The sequence below is a fragment of the Sporosarcina sp. BI001-red genome, assembly GCF_003384035.1.
In the GTDB taxonomy this organism is placed as follows: Bacteria; Bacillota; Bacilli; order Bacillales_A; family Planococcaceae; genus Sporosarcina.
Map to the genome: position 1 here is coordinate 87457 of NZ_QQAK01000014.1, position 19452 is coordinate 106908.

16 protein-coding genes and 1 tRNA gene are annotated in these 19452 nt (G+C 45.0%); 7 read left to right on the forward strand and 10 right to left on the reverse strand.

Annotated features, from left to right (window positions below):
• Window positions 1-60 precede the first annotated feature (60 nt).
• Window positions 61-2013 carry a cation:proton antiporter gene (locus tag DVB69_RS13580; RefSeq protein ID WP_116019653.1) on the reverse strand — a complete coding sequence of 651 codons (1953 nt, stop codon included), beginning with the start codon at window positions 2011-2013 and terminating at the stop codon, window positions 61-63.
• Between the two features lie 522 nt (window positions 2014-2535).
• Between DVB69_RS13580 and DVB69_RS13585 the strand changes: the two genes are divergently transcribed.
• Both DVB69_RS13585 and DVB69_RS13590 read left to right on the forward strand, forming a co-directional pair.
• Entirely contained in the window at window positions 2536-3588 is a 1053-nt protein-coding gene (locus DVB69_RS13585) for a hypothetical protein (protein WP_116019654.1), read from the forward strand.
• Window positions 3589-3617: 29 nt separating this feature from the next.
• Window positions 3618-3800 carry an SE1832 family protein gene (locus DVB69_RS13590; RefSeq protein WP_116019655.1) on the forward strand — a complete coding sequence of 61 codons (183 nt, stop codon included), beginning with the start codon at window positions 3618-3620 and terminating at the stop codon, window positions 3798-3800.
• A gap of 127 nt (window positions 3801-3927) precedes the next feature.
• On the opposite strand, the gene DVB69_RS13595 is transcribed toward DVB69_RS13590, so the two are convergent.
• The 3 genes from DVB69_RS13595 to DVB69_RS13605 all read right to left on the reverse strand — a co-directional run bounded on the left by DVB69_RS13595 (window position 3928) and on the right by DVB69_RS13605 (window position 7426).
• A complete protein-coding gene (locus DVB69_RS13595; RefSeq protein ID WP_116019656.1) occupies window positions 3928-5403 on the reverse strand; it encodes a phospholipase D family protein in 1476 nt (491 codons plus the stop codon).
• Window positions 5404-5519: 116 nt separating this feature from the next.
• Window positions 5520-6065: an RNA polymerase sigma factor gene (locus DVB69_RS13600; protein WP_116019657.1), complete on the reverse strand. Its 546-nt coding sequence runs from the start codon at window positions 6063-6065 to the stop codon at window positions 5520-5522.
• A gap of 110 nt (window positions 6066-6175) precedes the next feature.
• Window positions 6176-7426, reverse strand: a complete 1251-nt coding sequence (locus tag DVB69_RS13605; protein ID WP_199562868.1) for a hemolysin family protein — start codon at window positions 7424-7426, stop codon at window positions 6176-6178.
• A 344-nt stretch (window positions 7427-7770) separates the two neighbouring features.
• Here DVB69_RS13605 and DVB69_RS13610 point away from each other — a divergent pair, with 344 nt between their 5' ends.
• Window positions 7771-9168, forward strand: coding sequence for a dipeptidase (locus tag DVB69_RS13610; RefSeq protein ID WP_116019659.1), 1398 nt, complete (start codon window positions 7771-7773; stop codon window positions 9166-9168).
• Between the two features lie 264 nt (window positions 9169-9432).
• On the opposite strand, the gene DVB69_RS13615 is transcribed toward DVB69_RS13610, so the two are convergent.
• From DVB69_RS13615 to DVB69_RS13625, 3 genes are all read right to left on the reverse strand, one after another.
• A complete protein-coding gene (locus DVB69_RS13615) occupies window positions 9433-10017 on the reverse strand; it encodes a nitroreductase family protein (protein WP_116019660.1) in 585 nt (194 codons plus the stop codon).
• 83 nt (window positions 10018-10100) lie between these two features.
• Window positions 10101-10586: an amidase domain-containing protein gene (locus DVB69_RS13620; RefSeq protein WP_116019661.1), complete on the reverse strand. Its 486-nt coding sequence runs from the start codon at window positions 10584-10586 to the stop codon at window positions 10101-10103.
• A gap of 94 nt (window positions 10587-10680) precedes the next feature.
• A tRNA-Ala gene (locus tag DVB69_RS13625) sits at window positions 10681-10752 on the reverse strand.
• A gap of 123 nt (window positions 10753-10875) precedes the next feature.
• On the opposite strand from DVB69_RS13625, the gene DVB69_RS13630 reads away from it, so the two are divergent.
• From DVB69_RS13630 to DVB69_RS13640, 3 genes are all read left to right on the forward strand, one after another.
• A complete protein-coding gene (locus DVB69_RS13630; RefSeq protein WP_116019662.1) occupies window positions 10876-11895 on the forward strand; it encodes a DUF2804 domain-containing protein in 1020 nt (339 codons plus the stop codon).
• 90 nt (window positions 11896-11985) lie between these two features.
• The gene (locus tag DVB69_RS13635; RefSeq protein WP_158541099.1) at window positions 11986-12456 is read left to right on the forward strand and encodes a YusW family protein; all 471 of its coding nucleotides are present in this window, start codon (window positions 11986-11988) and stop codon (window positions 12454-12456) included.
• A gap of 37 nt (window positions 12457-12493) precedes the next feature.
• On the forward strand, window positions 12494-12976 hold the full coding sequence (locus DVB69_RS13640; protein ID WP_116019664.1) for a hypothetical protein: 483 nt from the start codon (window positions 12494-12496) through the stop codon (window positions 12974-12976).
• A 47-nt stretch (window positions 12977-13023) separates the two neighbouring features.
• Here DVB69_RS13640 and DVB69_RS13645 read toward each other — a convergent pair whose 3' ends face one another.
• The 3 genes from DVB69_RS13645 to DVB69_RS13655 form a co-directional block, all read right to left on the reverse strand.
• Window positions 13024-14853 (reverse strand): ABC transporter ATP-binding protein, encoded by a 1830-nt coding sequence (locus DVB69_RS13645; protein ID WP_199562869.1) that lies wholly within the window; start codon window positions 14851-14853, stop codon window positions 13024-13026.
• Window positions 14807-16579, reverse strand: coding sequence for an ABC transporter ATP-binding protein (locus DVB69_RS13650; RefSeq protein WP_116019665.1), 1773 nt, complete (start codon window positions 16577-16579; stop codon window positions 14807-14809). The genes DVB69_RS13645 and DVB69_RS13650 overlap by 47 nt, the downstream gene beginning before the upstream one ends.
• Window positions 16580-16757: 178 nt before the next feature.
• Window positions 16758-17657, reverse strand: a complete 900-nt coding sequence (locus tag DVB69_RS13655; protein WP_116019666.1) for a DMT family transporter — start codon at window positions 17655-17657, stop codon at window positions 16758-16760.
• Between the two features lie 128 nt (window positions 17658-17785).
• Here DVB69_RS13655 and DVB69_RS13660 point away from each other — a divergent pair, with 128 nt between their 5' ends.
• Entirely contained in the window at window positions 17786-19435 is a 1650-nt protein-coding gene (locus tag DVB69_RS13660) for a putative bifunctional diguanylate cyclase/phosphodiesterase (RefSeq protein ID WP_116019667.1), read from the forward strand.
• The last annotated feature ends 17 nt before the right edge of the window (window positions 19436-19452 follow it).

Here is a 19452-nt window from a genome sequence, read left to right on the forward strand (position 1 = left end):
TACCTCCTAATGATATTCTCACTCTACATCCTATCAGAATGAATGGAAATTGCCTTGCAATTAGCTTGATGGATTCTTTGTTGAAACACTCTGTATCGGTGGGGGCGCTTCTCCAGGTATCAGTGACTTTGTTTTCCCATGATCCTCACTGAATCGCATCTCTATTTTCTGGTGCTGAACCTCTTCCTCACCTTTTTCGTCCGCAATCCGTTCCTTAGCACGTTCAATCTGTTTAATAGGATGAGAGAGTGCAACGATCGTATCTCCTGCTACTGCTTGCAACTCTTCGGTTGGCGTGTAGAATTCCACACTTCCATCCTCCCGTAAAATATAAAGTAACACCGACCGATCGTCCCGCTCTCGCAAATATTGAGTGTATCCGTACTGTTTAGAAAGCACCGTTTTGCGGAATACATGCCCCGAATTCATGCGTTCTTCCAAATCATAGATCGATAATGCAGGTGTGAATAACGTCCGCCCACCTGTTACGTTAAACGACTCTACCCCTTCACCCACATGGAATTTTGTTTGAAATAAATTCTGCCGTCCTACGTCATACAGGAAATCCGCGCAAATATGGGCATTGTACGTATCGGCTTTTGTCATTGCGAGCATGTATCGATACGGCGACAAGTCTAGCGTGTACTCTGTTTGCTCCGTTAAAATATCACCCACATGACTGGACAAGCCAAGGTTCCGTGCATGAGATAAGCCCGCCCACGAAGTATCCATCAACAGAACTTCATTGCCTGTATCTTGAATGGACTGCGCAAGTTCTGCAGCAAATCTCGTCCCTCCGACGAAGAGCACGCCAGATTCATCTGTTGTTGTCAAATTCAAACGACGGGCAAACGGGCCAATTGTAAATCCATGTAATACAACGGTAGAAAGTACAAGTGCAAAAGTAAGGGCAGTAAGGAGCTCCGCATCTTTGTATCCATTTTCGAGCAGTATGGATGCGAAATAGCCTGATACTGTAAGCGCAACGATTCCACGTGGGGCCACCCATCCAATCAAGTTCTTTTCCCGGTTCGATAAATCCGTACCTACCGTCGATATCCAAATTGACAACGGACGGACAACGAATAACATGGCCGCAACATAGGTAATAATATGCCAGTCAAAAATCTCAATGAGTACGTGGGGATTTAACGAAGCTGTCAACATTACAAAAATCCCTGAAATGAGTAGCACGGAAATGTTCTCTTTAAATTGACGGATATCATGGATGGACGTCAAGTGCATATTGGCCATCACAATCCCCATCGCAGTTACGGCGAGCAGTCCCGTTTCATGCATGAGTTCATCTGATACGACAAATGTAAACAAAACAACTGCAAATAGCACGGGAGCTTTCAGAAATTCGGGCACTAAACCCTTTTCAAATGCATACCCAAGAATACGTGCAGACGCCCAGCCGACGAATACAGCGAAAGCAGAGGCTGCAACGAATAACCCAAGTGCTGCGAAAGTAGCCTGCCCATTGACGAATTTTATGAATTCAAACGCAAATACAGCAAGTAATGCGCCGAATGGATCGACGATAATGCCTTCCCATTTTAGGAGTGCTGCTGCGCGTGGCTTCAGTTTTGCCTGCCTAAGCATTGGTAAAATCACGGTTGGTCCAGTAACGATGAACAATCCGCCAATAATGAACGCAACTGTCCAAGAAAGTCCTGCCAAGTAATGGGCCGCCAAGGAGCCTGCAACCCAGGCAATGAACGCACCAAACGTTACGATGCGCATAAGCGGCTTGCTGAATCCTTTAATTTCACGAAAATCTAGATTGAGACTTCCTTCAAATAATATTATCGCAACTGCAAATGAGATAATCGGACTAAATAGTTCTCCCAACGTTTCTTTCGGGTTGATGAATCCGAACACGGGTCCAACTATCAAACCTGCAATCGCCATGACGACAATCGCAGGAAGACGGTATCTCCACGCAACCCACTGAGAGAGGATGCCGATGAACACAACGAGCATAAGGTCTGCAGCTATAGATCCGAACATTGGAATTCGCCACTCCTATCGACTTGAAATTTCGTACTAGTGTACCACACCCACTCTATGAAACCACTTTTTTGTAGTTTTGGGATGACAATCCGATGGCATATTCCTCATCTTGTTCCCACTGAAGCATACTCACGTCTTTCCCCCACTCAAACTGGTGACTCATCAAAAGCATGAAAAGACGCTGCTCCTAATCATAGACTATGGAAATTGATCATAAAACTGCGAATCTGATCATAAATCATGGATTCTGCTCATAAAACTTGAAATCTGATCATAAACCATGAAAATCCGCTCATAACTCTCAGAATGTGATCATAAATCTGGATTTCCGCTCATAAATCATAAAATGTGATCATAACTCCACGATTTCGCTCATAACTCTTAGAGTCTAGATATAACCTTTAGTGAATATCCTTTTCACCACACCAAAAGCGTCACCAGAAAATACATTCATTAGAATTCCTCATAACTCCATCCTCCTCTTCATAGACTGGGAGGTGAAGAGACTGCATAGAAAGGATGATTCCTATTACGACTCAAACAAATAAGCTGGTTGCGATCTGTCTTTCATCTACAGAAGAAAAAAATGGCTATCCTTTACGGAGAGCGTTACGAATTGCTGAAGAACTGTCTTCTGAAGCAACGATTGTTTTCATCACAGATGCCCCTAACCCGGAGCTACCAAGTTCTTATCGGGTTATGGAGGCGAGTAACCATCGTACTCTTCTTCAAGTTGTGTCCTTTTTGAAACCCGATCTTCTCATACGTGATACGGGCAACACCGTAAAAGAAGAGATCGAGGCGATTTGCAAGCTCGTTCCTTCTATCTTACATTTCGATGATTTTGGAGAAGGCGGACATGCCGCAGACTTCGTTATCCAAACATTATATGGAGAAAACGTGATGGACGTTACCGATCAATTTAAAACGGGAATCCGAACATTCATGACAGATCCACGTTGTGCAGAGTTACGCACAAAACGGGATCAGCAAACGTTCGGGGATCCCCCTCGCCTGCTGATCGCGTTCGGGGAGAAAGATCCGGGCAACTTAACGTTCCGGGCGTTCCGTCATGTAATGAACTTGCAAATCCCACTGAATGTAACGGTTTTGCTCGGGAAGTCGTATGAACACGATGCGGGTACTCTCCAAATGATGGCGCTGAGCCGAAGAAATACGATTGTCAAAAAAGCTCCACATGACTTCCTTGATTTAGTATCTGAAGCTGATATTGTGCTCTGTGGAGGAGGCTACATGCCTTATGATGTGGCAAGTATCGGCGTGCCGTGCATCGTACTCGCACAAAGTACGTTTGAATCCGATTTGCAATTCCCGAATGACCGAGATGGGTTCTCACATTTAGGACTAGGGCGCAAAGTGAAGCAATCTAATCTATTAAACGCGATTATGGAGCCCCTCTTACACGATTCGCTCCGGAAGCGCGACATCGATCGTCAGCTTGCCTTGCCACTTGGAGAAGAAGCAGATACTGTGTTTGAAACGGTCAACTACTTACTGGATCATCCGAAACGGGACGTCCCCGGCAAACCTCTACGTGATGTGGTAAACTGAGGGAAACTGCACCGGGGAGGACAACAAACATGACAAAATCACAAATCGAGTCTGAAATCGTAGAACTCAAAATGGATTACATCAGTCTTCAAGGCGACATTGAAAAACTGGAGTCCACTGGACACGGTGACTCTGTCCAAAAAGCCGAATCCCGCCTCGCTAAAATGGAGGAACGTCTCGCTGAACTTAATCAGCAGCTCGCTGCCTTTTGAATACACATTCATTAAGATAAACATGCATCCTATTCCTACCGTATTATTCGGAGATAGGTGCAAACTAAAATCCTCTCACCTACAATAGGTAAGAGGACTTTTTGTCGTCTAGCGGTGCCCTATCCGATTAATATGAAGTCAATTTCAACCACTCCTGCAACGCATAAATGATACGCTGCGGACGAGTGAATTTGTTCTGATATTCTTCCATATCAAGTGTAAAAAGAGCATCTTCGTTATTCCACAATCGTTCGAAATAGGCATCTAACTTACCTGCTAGTTCGCTGTCGGTCGGTGCGACGACATACAAATCATTCTCCAAATTATAATTATCGAGAGTCCGCTCTGTTAAATTCGCAGATCCATTTAAAATATGCATGTCGTCGCCCCGTTCGATCATAACGAGTTTTGTGTGGTACTGGCCAACGACGGTATTGTACCACCGAACTTCAATTGCTCCATCGCTATCTTCAACAAGCTTTTGTACGACGGGACGATTGGGAAGACCTGACTTTTGGTTACCAAAAGAGTTCTGATTTGGATCTAAGATGAGCTTCACTTCCACACCGCGTTTTGCAGCATCCGTTACTTCCTTCACAACATCCGGTTCTGCAATGAAGAACATTCCCATCCGGATTCGGTCACCGGATTGCGTAGCAGTGAGTTCATCCATCAATACGTCTTTAATTTTCTTCTCAGTTACGTATTGAACAGCGTACTCTCCGTCCTTAGGCTCTTCAGCCTTTATGCGTGGGAGTGTTTGACCGGTATTCCCTGTCGTATAATTCAGTACTGCTTCTTCAGCTTCTAACAAATCATTAATGATGGGACCGGACACTTTAAGTGCTACATTTCCATGGAATCCACTTGCATCATGCGGATTGGAAGAAGTTACGAGTCCTGCCTTTTCCGTTGCAATCACTTTACGATGATTCGATTTCACATTCAGCAATTCAACATATGATGCTAACCGGAATTTAGGCGCTTCAGACGCCATCGCGTTCGTTATCCAACCTTTCCCTCCAATATCCCCCCATCTGAATAGTGTTCGGTACAATCCTGAATAGAGCGGCATCGAATCTCGTAATGGTTCCAAATCGGTATACACGACTTCAACTCCTGCATCCTTTAACTTGCCAAACCATTTCGATTCATAGGAACCATACCCGTTATTGAGCGGATCTGTGATGAATACAATCGGCATGTCAGGACGAGCTTTCTTTTTCTCCACCAACTTCTTCGTGATCGTTTCAGCAATCTTAGGGAAGTCGAGATCTTCATCTGAATAATGATCCATCAAAAAAAAGTCCAGCACGATAAATTCATCGGCTTCATCAATCATTGAATATACTTCATCAAAAATATTCAGTTCATGCTTCATGTCGTCTTTCTTCTTGTCCTTTGAGTATGTTAGATCCGCGAACATTTCCACGTCATCTGTCCGGTGAACTTTCCCTGCATAACTAACTCCTTTAGGAAGTTGCTTATATGTATGATACAAAATGACGGCGATATAAACGAGCAAAAATACGCCTAGTAGTATCCAGATGATGCGCCTTTGCTTTTTCGTAAACCACTTGTGCTTCTTTTTCTTTTTTGCCATCCCAATACCCCCGCTTCAAGTCCGTCACTGTAGCATTCCCCTTCTATCCATCTTACAAACTCCGTGCAAAACAAAAAAACTCCCCCTATTGTAGGAGAAGTCCAAAATCGTTATTATCACGCAATCACAAGTTCGTTGACAGACTGATCTTGCGTTAATAGCTCTTTTAAATACTTTTTCGCACGGAACAGACGGGATTTCACCGTTCCAATAGATACTTGCATCATTTCAGCAATTTCAATGAGAGAGTATTGGTTCACATAAAAGTACTCAATTGTTGTTTTATAAATTCCATCGAGTTCATCGATCTTACTGCGAACCGCCGCACGGAGATCCTGTTTCTCTACGATTTCGCCTGGAAGTGGACTGCCACTTGGCACTAAATCGAGCAATGGGATATCCAACGTATCTGGCTGATTCATAACATACTTGCTGCGCCGGACGTCTTTACGATACCGATCTCTGAATGTATTCATACAAATCGTCGTCAACCAAGCTTTCATGCGGTCTACGCCTTCCATACGATCGCTCGTGCGGACTACCTTGACCCAAACGTCTTGCATGAGATCTTCAGCTTCTTCTTTATTACGTGTCAATTTCAAACATAAGTGATATAAGTATCTGCCATATTCATCATGCAATTCATTAAGTGTTGGTTTCATCCGTTAACGCCTCCGTGTTCTAGCTGTTACGTTTAGTATGCACTAGAACAATCGGTTGAACTATCGGAGTTTCTTTCAGTTACCTTACAAACGTGTAAGGTTTCTGTATATTAGGATTCATCATCTATTAGTTCTTCTGGGCGACGTATAATACGAAGTCGTACGATTCGGTTGCGATCCATCTCTTCGATTTCAAACAATAAAGGACCATATGTGAAACGTTCTCCAGTTTCCGGTACATGATCCAGCTCTTGGAACGCAAATCCGCCGATTGTTTCGTTCTCTGTCGGTAAATCGATTCCTAGTAGTCTTACTGCCTCGTCGATTTCAAGACGTCCCTGACAAACGAGTGTGTCTTCTGTATGTTCATAGACCATTGCGTCTTCAGCTTCGTCGGTTTCATCTTCAATTTCCTGCCCAATCATTTCTTCAATAATATCTTCGTGTGTGACGATACCAAGTGTTCCACCATACTCGTCCAATACAATCGCCATATGCTTCTTGTGGGCAAGCATCATTTTAAATACTTTCTCGACACTCGCAGTCTGGACGACAAACAATGGATCGTGGTCAATCATGTCTTTGAATGGTTCTTGCGGAGTGATGGACCATTCGATTAACCGCTTGGAATAGAAGATACCGATAATCTTATCGATACTTTCTTCATAGATCGGATATCGTGTATAGAAATACTCAAGCACCGTACTACGAACTTCTTCATAACTTGAATCGAGCGGTAAGGCAACGACGTCTGTCCGGTGGGTTCCCATGACGTCTGATACGTCTTTTTCCGGAAAGTCGAGAACTCCTTTTAAGCGCAACGATTCATCTTGTTGGAACGTTCCTTCAGTTGACGCGAGATCAACCATTGAACGAAGATCTTCTTTAGTTAGTGTCGCTTCTGTCACTTTCCCTTTAGATAAGATGCGAATGAACATATTGGTGAAAAGCGCCAGTAGATAGGTGAGTGGGGTCAACAACTTAACAATCACCCGGATTACAGGCGCTACCGTATACGCTAACTTGTCCGCAAACGTTGCGGCAATCGTCTTCGGTAATACTTCGCCAAAAATGATTAGGACAACGGTTAATATTCCTGTCATGAAACCAACGTTCAGTCCCTTGTCATAAGCAATCATTGTCACAATTGTCGGCATCATGATATTCGCTATATTGTTACCAATTAAGATTGCTGTAATCATTCGATCTGGTTTCGAAACGAGGGCGCGGAGCCTGATTGCCTGAGGGTCTCCTTGCTCTGCACGCATTTGGATTTTCATCCGGTTAACGGCAGTTAGTGCAGTTTCACTTCCTGATAAGAAAAATGACATCATCAAAAAGAAAGCAAGTGCGATGAACAAGAGCGATTCCTCCCGAAAATTTCTGGTTCGTTTCGATTTGCACATATAGACGTATATCTAAGGGTTGAGGTTGCAAACCTAAGACGGCTACAATTTGAATCCGATTTCATAGCTGTTGAAATAGTATAGCATAAGTACTAGAAAGAAACGGATTCAGAAGTCTCCTCTTTTTCGAATTCACTCCAATTCTGCTATACTCAAGGAATCAGCATCGTCTCAGCGGACGCACTCTTTTTGGGGGTCCACTCAAATAGATGGAGTCACTGTCGGCGAATGATAGGTTTCAGATTGCTTTCTGACTGCAACCTCGCATTTATCCAATTAAACCGAAAAGGGGTAATTTCATGGCAACGCTTGACCAATTGAATGAGTACTTTGAAAAGAATCGCGACACGCATCTGAATCAGATGAAGGGGTTTTTAAGTATCCCGAGTATCAGCGCGTTATCTGAGAACAAAGCTGATATGCAAAAAGCGGCGGAGTGGCTGTCTACTTCGTTCAAAGAAGCAGGTCTTGAAAACATCTCCATTGAAACTACAAAAGGACATCCGGTCGTTTACGCAGACTGGCTACATGCAGAAGGTCAGCCCACGATCCTAATTTACGGTCACTATGACGTGCAACCTGTTGACCCATTGCACTTATGGGAAAGCGCTCCGTTTGAGCCAGAAATCCGTGATGAGAAAATGTTCGCTCGTGGATCTACTGACGACAAAGGACAAGTGTTTATGCACGTTAAAGCGGTTGAAGCACTTATGCAGTTGGACGGTAAATTACCACTTAACGTAAAGTTCATCATTGAAGGTGAAGAAGAAGTCGGAAGTCCGAATCTTGTTCCGTTTATTAACGACAATAAAGAGAAGTTAGCTGCTGATACGCTAGTCATTTCGGATACGGCACTTCATGCACCTGGTCAGCCCGCAATCTGTTATGCACTACGTGGTTTAAGCGGTGTACAAATTGACGTCTACGGTGCTAAAAGCGACTTGCACTCAGGCGTATACGGTGGCGGTATCCAGAACCCAATACACGCAGTTGCCGAGATTTTGGCATCATTCCATGACCAGGAAGGAACGATTGCTGTAGAAGGCTTCTACGACAATGTTCGGAATTTGAACGAAGAGGAACGTCAAGCTTACAGAGATCTAAACTTCGATGAAAATGGACTTAAAAAGGAAATTGGTGTTTCCGAGCTGTTTGGAGAACCTGGTTATTCGTTCCTTGAACGTACTTCTGCCCGTCCAACGCTTGAAGTAAACGGCGTATTCGGCGGTTTCAGCGGTGAAGGCATCAAGACCGTTTTACCTGCAGAAGCGGGCGCGAAAATTACGTGTCGCCTCGTTCCGGATCAAGATCCAGCGGAAATCGTTGAAAAATTGAAAGCACATGTTGAAAAGTACAAGCCTGAAGGTGTTAACGTGACGGTCACACCGTTTGACCAAGGACGTCCGTTCATCACACCATTCGATCATCCAGCACTTAAAGCAGCAAGTGACTCTTATGAAAAAATTTACAACGTGCCGACTGTGTATACACGTGGTGGCGGATCGATTCCAATCGTTGCTGACTTCGATGAAATTCTCGGCCTACCTGTTGTCCTCATGGGCTTCGGTCTTGAAACAGAAAACTTACACGGACCTAACGAACACTTAACCCTTGAAAACTTCGACAAAGGATTACGCGTACTAGGCGACTATTACCAGTCACTCTCTGCCTTATCAAAAGATGAGCTGAAGAAATAAATCCTTTACACCCCCTATTGCGATTTCACGTAATAGGGGTTTTTAGTTGGGATTAGTAGGTATGCACTACGAATCGTAGCTTTTCATGACACCCTTCCATACTTTAAACTATTTCTCTTTCTGATAAATTCTTTGATAATGCCGATTCTTTTTTGCAGATGAATGAAACGAAGCAGAGGTTAAACAGCCTCGCCAATGTGACCCAACGTGTTTTGACCCATAACGCAAAAAAACCTCTTCCAATCTTACAGAAGAGGTTCTCGATTATTCAATTGGTTCAGCTTGCCAATAGGTAACTTTGTCTTCAATCGGGGTACGTGGCTTTATTTTCGGCAAGTCATCAAAGTGACCGAACTGGAGCATACTAATGATTCGTTCGCCCGGCTCAACGCCTAGTACATCGCGAAACTTCGGATCATCTAAGAATCCAGGTGTTTTCCAGCATGTGCCGATCCCTTTGTCCCATGCGAGCAATTGGATGTTCTGAATCATCGTACTGGCTGCTGCAAAGTCTTCAAGACGCTGCTTTTGTCGCGCATCTTCGGGAACGATAACAAACAGAGCTGCGCTAGCACTTGTGAATTTGCTCATTTGTTTTTCAAGTGTTTCATCAGACAACTCTTTCCATTTGGGTACACCAAACTCGCGCAAGACATCTAAAAACTGTTCGTAATTGTCTTCCGCAGCAAGAACGAAACGCCAAGGATTACGGTTTCCGTGATTGGGTGCCCAAATTGCATCTTCTAAGATATCGTCAATTTCGCTTTGTTCAACAGGCTGTCCATTAAAGCTCTTGATGGAACGGCGCGAAATAATTGCGTCTCTTACTGATAGTGCTTGTTCATCCATTTTTGTATCCCCTTTTGTCGTTGATAAACTTCAGTATACATCATTTCGTTGTCTAGTTTCTAATTTCATAAGTAAGTAAGCTGTTACGAAAATTCGTCGTTTATCCGAAAGAAGATGTATTTTGCGTTAGGCCGATATGCGTAGGAGTCTTTGTAATCCCAACTTCTTCCTTGTACGTCATACGTATGGGCATTGACGAGTGGTGACGACCCCACTTTTGCGGTCACAATCGTTGAATGATCAAAGCGCCCATCTCCTTGGAAGTCATATAGGATGACATCCCCAAGTTGCAACTCTTCAGCCGATTGCACTTGATAGGCAGTCAACCCCTTTTTGGAACCTCCCAAATACCAGCGCAGGGAATGAGCCACGGACCAACTGAAACTCCAGTTTGAATCTGCAATCCACCACCCGCGATCTCGGACGGGGGTGCCGTGCATCGGTGCCCCTCCTGCACGCAAGCATTGCGAGATGAAATTTGTACAATCGACATCGAATGCAGGATACTGCGGATTGCGTCCATCCCACCATTTGTCCGCATACCAGACTGCGGCTTCGCGGTCATACATCGATTCGCCTCCTCATCCTATTCTATGTGAAGGACTAAGGTTTCATCCTTAAAATCGCACACAAAAAGCGCCCGCTTAACGGACGCTTGATCTATGGAGCATACCGGATTCGAACCGGTGACCCCTTCGCTGCCAGCGAAGTATTCTCCCGCTGAACTAATGCCCCGTTATATCACGGAAATCCAATTGGAAAATAGTGTTGTTGAATAACGCTAATTAAGTTCCAATCTGATACAATTAAAAGTATAGCAACAAATGAAATAGATGACAATGGTTAGGAGGACGGCTTATGCAACATGCAGAACGCGAACTGACTTCGCCGGTATTGCTTTGTGACAGCAAGGGATTACTGAATCCTGAAGCGATTGGCTATGCTCAGAAGCCGATCATCCAAAGTAATCTGAAGGGACAGTTCCCTAACAAGAAGAAATGGAATACGTGGACCGTCTATGGAGAAGAAGTCTTGTTCACCGCAACGATCGCTCATTTCGACATCGGTGCTGTGTGTCTCGTCTATTTCCTTGATTATGAGACGGAACGTTTTTTCGAGAAGCGGATTTCCTTACCCTTTGCACGTCATGTTAAGATGCCTGAAGACGTGCTTACGGATAGTAAATTCGTGGATAACCGTCTTTCTATACATGCAAACCATTCAAATGAGGAGACTCACTTATATGTCTCCATCGCCGATTTTGACAACGAAACCCTACATGCGGATCTTCATATTAGCCACCCAACAGAAGATCACTCATTGAATGTTGTCGTTCCAAAAAAACGGAATACTTTTCAATTCACTGCTAAACATCATACCTTACCGACTTCCGGCTTCTTGAGAATCGGTGATAAGCGGTATGAATTCAATCCAGATTATAGTTTTACCGTTCTGAACTATACTAGGGGCGTTTGGCCCAAAATGACGGAATGGAATTGGGCAATGGCTTCTCAGCGTTCAGGAGGTCGCCGGATCGGGTTGAATTTAGGTGGCAAGTGGACGGATGGCACAGGTATGACCGAAAATGCTGTATTGGTCGATGGGGTGATGACTAAAATTCATGAAGATGTGATTTTTTCTTTTAATTCTGAACGTATGATGGAGCCTTGGACAATCCATACTAAGTTCACAGATTGCGTAGACTTATCATTTACGCCTTTTTTCGAACGGGAAGCAAATGCTCACCGGAGAGGACTAAAAGCGGATTTCACTCAACTGTTCGGCTACTTTAACGGGAAAGTAAAATTAGCGTCTGGTGAATGGTTAGCCGTGCGTAGCCTCCTGGGATCGTGCGAGGCGTTTCACGCAAAGTGGTAAATTAGTTTGCCACCCTCTCTCGTTTGATTTCGTTTTTAAAAAGGTTCAGGAGTATCAGGCAATCGGAGTATTCAGAGAGGACGTGAGACGTTGAATAAGCTAGCAACGATTGGTTCTGTTGTATTTGCGAGCGTTCTATTTGTCAGCGGGTGCGGAAATCTCGGGAAAGATGCAAACAAAGAGAATCGTGAAGAAGCAGACATTGTTACGAAGGAGCAAAAAGAAGGCGGCGACCAGGAAACCGGGGACGGGTTCGGGTTCAACAAATTCGATTTGGAGATTGACATCGATAACACAGATACCATCGAAGCACAGTATAAAATCGAGAAGGAATTCAAGCCGGAATATCAAAATAAGTTGACCAACATCGACTTAGAAGGTGCAGACGCGATGGATGAACTGAGCAAAATGTTCCAGACCGTTAACCTTCAACATGACATGTCGGGTGAGGAAGCACGCGAGAAAATTTTGGAGTATTTCCAAATTGACCTCTATTCGAAGTTTAAGCTGGATGTCGAATTTGACGATGGCACAAAGTTGGATTTTGAGGATAAACAATAACGCTTAAAAACCACCGGACTGGTGGTTTTTTTGTTTTGTGAAGGGATTTGGGAAAGAAACCAGCTTATCGGGCGCAGGAATGGGCGGGTTCGGGTTCGGAACGGGCGGGTTCACCTCGGAAACGGGCGGGTTCGGGTGCGGAACGAGCGGGTTCACCTCGGAAACGGGCGGGTTCGGGCGCGGAACGGGCGGGTTCACCTCGGAAACGGGCGGGTTCGGGCGCGGAACGGGCGGGTTCACCTCGGAAACGGGCGGGTTCGGGTGCGGAACGGGCGGGTTCACCTCCGGAACGAGCGGGTTCGGGCGCGGAACGGGCGGGTTCACCTCGGAAACGGGCGGGTTCGGGTGCGGAACGGGCGGGTTCACCTCCGGAACGAGCGGGTTCAGGTGCGGAACGGGCGGGTTCACCTCGGAAACGAGCGGGTTCACCTCGGGAACGGGCGGGTTCACCTCCGGAACGAGCGGGTTCACTTCGGAAACAGTTGGGTTCAGTACCTCAGCGCATTCCGCCCATCATTGAACATTGCGCACGAAAAAACGCTCCCACAAGCGGGGAGCGCCTTCAATTCACAATTTTGATTGTTGCAACATCGTATAATACATACCCTTTTGGGCGATTAAATCAGATTGACTGCCTGATTCGATCAGCTTGCCTTGGTCCATGACATAGATCGTATCCGCTTTTTTTACCGTATTCAGACGGTGTGCAATGACGAAACTTGTGCGACCTTCCATTAGCTTTTCAAGTGCTGCTTGGATTTCCAGCTCAGTCACCGTATCGATACTACTCGTCGCTTCATCCAACAATAACAGCACAGGATCCGCAACAAAGGCTCGTGCTATGGATAACAACTGCTTTTGCCCTTGAGAGATTTCACTTCCGTCTGCCGTGAGCAACGTATCGTACCCTTCTTCCAGACGGCTAATGAATTCATGAGCATTCGCTTTCTTCGCCGCTTCTTCAATCTCATCATCTGTAGCATCCAATTTCCCATATCGAATGTTTTCTCTCACCGTTGATTCAAACAGGAATGGATCCTGTAAAACAAATGCTGTCTGACTTCGTAATGTCGCGCGTGGGAGCTCATCGATCGGAATGCCATCTATCAAAATGGTTCCTTTATCCACTTCATAGAACCGGGCAATCAATTGGACAATCGTCGTTTTCCCAGCACCTGTTGCACCAAGAAGTGCAGCCGTCTCCCCCGCCTTCACGTTCAACGACACATCCTCCACCGTGTATCCGTCCGTGTCTGGTGCATAACCAAATGATACATTGCGGAATTCGACGTTCCCTTTCAACTGGATATCTCCATTCGCCTCTGCTGCATCACGTTCGGCGTCTTCTCCCATAATCGAAAATACGCGTTCAGCACCGGCAATGGCGGATAAGACTGTATTGAATTGGTTCGCCAAATCGTTCAATGGACGTGTGAATTGACGCGCATACTCCGCGAAAACGACGATCGTCCCAATTGTGACAATCCCATCGCCTCGCAGTACGAGTAAGCCACCGATTCCGGCGACAATTGCAAAGGCCGCATTGTTCAACATGTTCATCACTTTCGGGATGAACCCTGAGTAGGTTAGTGCCCAAAATCCAGTTCGCCTCAATCGATCACTCTTCAAAGCAAATTCTTCCTTCATCCGTTCTTCTTGAGAAAATGCTTTGACGATTCGCTGACCGGACATCGTTTCTTCGATCATCCCGTTCAATTCACCGATAGCGCGTTGCTGTTCTTTAAAAAGAATTCCAGTTCTACGTGTGATCCAACGCATGGCAATGAACATGATCGGAACGATTGTCATTGTCAGCACAGTGAGTAGTGGACTCAGATAAAGCATGACTGCAAGCGTTCCACCGAGCGTTAAAATACTCGAGAATACTTGGATGAACGACGAATTCAACGTCTGGCTAATATTTTCAATGTCGTTCGTCATTCGACTCATGAGCTCACCATGTTGGCGTTTATCGAAGAACGAGACAGGTAATTTCTGCAAATGATTAAAGAGTCCAGAACGCAATTTATATACCGTGTTTTGAGCGATCCCAACCATCCAGAAGTTCTGGAAGTACATAGTGAGTGATGTTCCTGTGTAAATCGCTAGCAACCATCCAATTTGCATAGCGAGTCCATCGGTTTTCATCGGAATGATGAAGTTATCAATGGTCTTCCCGATCAGAAATGGACCTAGTAGAGTGAGTCCAGAACTCGCGAACACAAGGAGTAACACCGTAATAAGTAGCCCACGCTGTTCATCGACAAGTCTCCATACATTAAGCATTGCCTGCTTCCAGTCCCCGACTTCTTCCCGTTTACGTTTGGTACCTTTCTTCAAATCTTCGCGCTTAATGATCGGTTCGTAACCGAAGGGTTTCCTTGCGTTGTTCACCATCGTCCGCCACCTCCTCATCCAACTGGGACTCAGCTATTTTCCGATACAGTTCCGATTGGTCCATGAGTTGTTCATGGTTACCATACGCGGCAACTTCTCCTTCATCTAACAAGAGGATGCGGTCGGCTCCTTGTGCGGTGTGGATTTTCTGTGTAATGACAATCATCGTTGCCCGTTCACCTTCCAGCGCTTCCCACAACGCGTTTTCAGTTTTCACATCAAGTGCGCTTGTACTGTCATCCAATAACAGGATCGCAGGTTTTCGAACGAGCGCCCGTGCAATGGATAGTCGTTGTTTTTGACCACCTGACAAGTTGACCCCTTTTTGTCCGACGCGTGTTTCATAGTTCGCCGGAAAACGTTGAATGGACGCATGGATTTGAGCCTTTTCGGCTGCAGCTTCCAGTTCATCTGGCCGTGCTTCAGGATCTCCCCACGCTAAGTTTTCGCGGATTGTTCCTGTAAAGAGGACCGATTGCTGCGGTACCAGGCCGATTGTATTACGAAGCTCTTCTAGCGGCCAGTCTTCTATATTTTTGCCGTCGAGTAGGATTTCACCTGATGTGGCTGTGAAAATCCGAGGAATTAAATTCAGCATCGTGGACTTACCCGATCCAGTAGCCCCCATGACCGCAATTTTTTCTCCGGGGTTAATGGTGAACGAAACGTTCGATAACACTTGCTCCGGATGACCTGGATAGTTGAACGACACATTGTTAAATTCCAATGCTCCACGTTTTTCATTCCCATTTTCTGTTTCACCAGGAACCATGATTTCACGATCATCATCTGCAAGAAGCACTTCTTCCATCCGAACGGAAGACGCTTGGGCTCGTGAAAATGCGACAATGAGGAACGAAAACATAGAGAATCCGCCAGTAATACGGAATGCGTAGTTCACGATTGCAACAATTTCTCCCACTTGTGCATCGCCAGTACGAACGACTCCCACTCCAAACCACAAAACAATCATCAGACTACCGTTCATAATGAGGAGTAAAATCGGCATGATCAGTTCCATCATCCGAAACGCTTTCACCGTATCTTTTCTTAATAAATCCGCAACCTTTGAAAAACGACTACCTTCATACACACCGCGTAAATACGCTTTGATGAGACGCACAGCTTGCAGGTTCTCTTGGATAACCCGATTCACGCGATCTAAGCGACGCTGAACTTCTGAAAAGTACCCGACCCCTTTTCGCGCCATAACAAATAGAAAAACAAATAAAAAAGGAATTCCTATCAATAAAAAAGAAGCAAGTTTCACGTTAACGAGCATCGCCATCACTAAACTCCCGATAACGACAAGCGGCGCACGTAGTAAAATCCTGAGACCCATGAACAAGATGTTTTGCGCCATTGTGACATCACTCGTTAACCTTGTAATAAGAGAAGACGTGGGAAAACGTAAAAATGTCGACATGGAGAATGCCTGGATCTGTCTAAAAAGTGCCTGTCGCAAATCGTACCCAAAACTTTGTGCGGCGTGGGCAGCGAAGAATGAATTGATGACTCCGGATACTAGTGCGAGGAGTGCGAGCCCCATCATGATGCTTCCATATAGAATAATCGTTTCCCGATTGCCAGCGGTAATCCCATCGTCAATTATTTTCGCGATAAGGAGTGGCTGAATGAGCTCGACACTTAACTCGGTTAGCATTAGAATGAGTGCAATCACAATTGGCCATTTATATGGCTTTGCATAAGAAAATACTGTTTTCATCGGCATGATCCTTCCTGAACTGTTTCGTTTCTCGAACTACTTAGTTATCATTAGTATGCCATATTCCTGAAAGGCTGTATAGCGATTGAACAGAATTATCTGAACTAGCAGATCAATGCTTAACTTTTATAGTATTCATCTTAAAAAACGCGCTCAAAAGAGAGCGCGTTTCGATCGATTACGTTTTCACTCTTCCGCCGGCAATGGAGATTCCTGTAACGCCTAGAAGCATCACAATTGCACCTGTTAACTGCCAAACGCCTAGGACGGCGCCAAGCCAAATGACCGATATGATCATTGCCGTCAATGGTTCAAAACTTGAGAGAATACTTGTTTCGATCGGGGATATGAACTTCATGCTAGCGAGGAACAGTAAAAATGCCACCGTACCCACGACGATGACGCCGAGCAACATGAAAGCAATTTTCCAGTCAAGTAAGTACTGGAAATCCCGGATCATCATGACTGGGTTCGTAATCAGTAATGCTGACCCCCCTACCACCATCGCCCAACCGATTGACAGTAGGACACCCCACTCTTGCATGAGCCGTACTGGATAGAGCGTGTAAAACGTAAATGCAAATCCCACTGCGATTCCCCAAAATACTGCACTCGAGCTTAAACTGAAGCCGGATAACGACCCGTTTGTCAGCAATAGAAATAGACCACCTAACGTGACACCCATACCAATGATTTGCGCAATTGGCGGGACAAATCGCTGTCGCAGTGAGACGAATAGAATGACGTAAATGGGCGACAAAAATTGGAAGAGTGTCGCGATAACCGCATTACTCTGTGCAATTGCAGAGGTGAATGAAAACTGAACCCCTAACATTCCTACAACTCCAAATATCAACATCTGCCGCGCCCATACTTTTTGGCGCCATGGCCGTGTCACTTGTTTTCCTTTTATCTTCAAATAGGCAATTAGCGACAAGCCCGCTATGAGAAGGCGAACGGTCAATAAAAATGAAACGGACATCCCGCTATGCCCAAGCGTCCATTCCATCATCGGACCTGATAGCCCCCATAATGATGCACCGATGATAATCATCGCTAGTCCTTTTATCCGCTCCATTAATTCACCTTCATTTCTATAAAGTCTATCTATATCAAATTACACTATTTTTATTTTCACATATAGGTGAAAAGTTCTTAGTTTTCCTATATACTAGCCTTATGAACTAGTTGAAAGGGGAACATAGCATGACAACCTCACGTGAACAGATCTCTGTGGACTTACCCGATATCCGTCGCAGTCTCGATCATTACTATATGGTAACCCGAACTGATGCTGAAGGTCTCGTAATTTCGGTAAATAAAAATTTACTGAACGTCAGCAATTGGACACCGAAACGGATTCTAGGCAAAACTATTTGGCAAATGTTCGATGAATCCGAGAAAGCTCAAGATGCCATTCATGCCATATGGGAACAGCTCAAAGAGGGAAAGACCTGGTTCGGAACTGCCCAAAAGCTGAAGCGTACAGGTGAAACGTACTATACGAACTTACTCGCGGTCCCTTCCATGACAGCGGACGGCAAGCTAGAAAGTACTATGTTCCTTGAACTCGATATTACTGAAGAAGTAAATTTGAAAGAACGTCTCGAACAGATTGCATTCATTGACGTCGAAACCGGTCTAATGAGCCGCCATAAATTAGAAGTGCTCGTAAATGAGATGATTCATGATGAAAAAAGTTTCTCGTTCGTCTACTTGTCGATTGATCATTATTATACGTTGAAAGAACTCCAGGCTGGAACAGCTGAAACAGAGCTCACTCAAGCCTTTGCAAACCGACTAAAACGCTACTTTCAAGATAACCCAATCGCACGTGTCGGGGGAAGTCAATTTGTGATCTTAACACCTTTTGGCGACTGGTACGTCCAAGGATTCTTGGAGTTCCTTGAGCAACAGCCTATCTATGTGGGCAACGAAGCCTTGCCCCTATCAATTAGCGGCGGAATTGCACGCTACCCTGAAGACCAGAAAAGTTTTGTGAATTTAATAGAAGCATCTGCAATGACGTTAGAAGAAGTCCGGAACAAAGGAGGCGGTAAAATTGTTTCTTTGTCTGCTTCCTCTCACAAAGTGCTCGACCGTCGCTCTCTCATTAATCGCAAATTATTAACTGCACTTGACCATAATGCATTGCAAGTCGTCTATCAGCCACAATATGACATTGCTTCAGACAAAATCTCAGTCTATGAAGCACTCGTCAGATGGGAAGACGATGAGCTTGGCACTGTCACACCCGACGAGCTCATTCCAATTGCAGAGTCAAATGGGCTGATTGCCAATATTGGCGCATATGTACTAACCGAAGCAGCGCAATTAGCTGTAAAACTGGACGAGAAGGAAGGTCACCCTCACGTTTCAGTTAACACATCCGTTCGAGAGTTTTCCAACAATCCGATGAAAGACAATATTCTTCGTATCCTGCAAGAAACATCTTGTCGTCCCAATCAACTGGAGTTGGAAATTACTGAAAAGTTCGCATTCCAAGCTGAAGAAGAGCACTCCATCATTCAGCAGATGAAAGAATTACAAGATGCAGGTGTTGAATTCATCCTCGATGACTTCGGTACTGGATATGCGTCGTTCCGCTATATGCAGCATTTGCCGATCTCAAAGGTGAAGATCGACAAAATATACATGAACAGCTTGTTGACCCACCCGAAAACACAGCAACTGGTTGAGGGAATGATCCAATTCAGTAAGTCGATGGGCTTATATACAATCGCAGAGGGCGTCGAACACAAAGCCCAATACGACTTGCTGAAAACGATGGGAATCGATGCTGTCCAAGGTTATTATATTGGAGCTCCGGTTCCAGCAGAAAAACTAACGAATTGAGTCTAACAAAAAGAGCT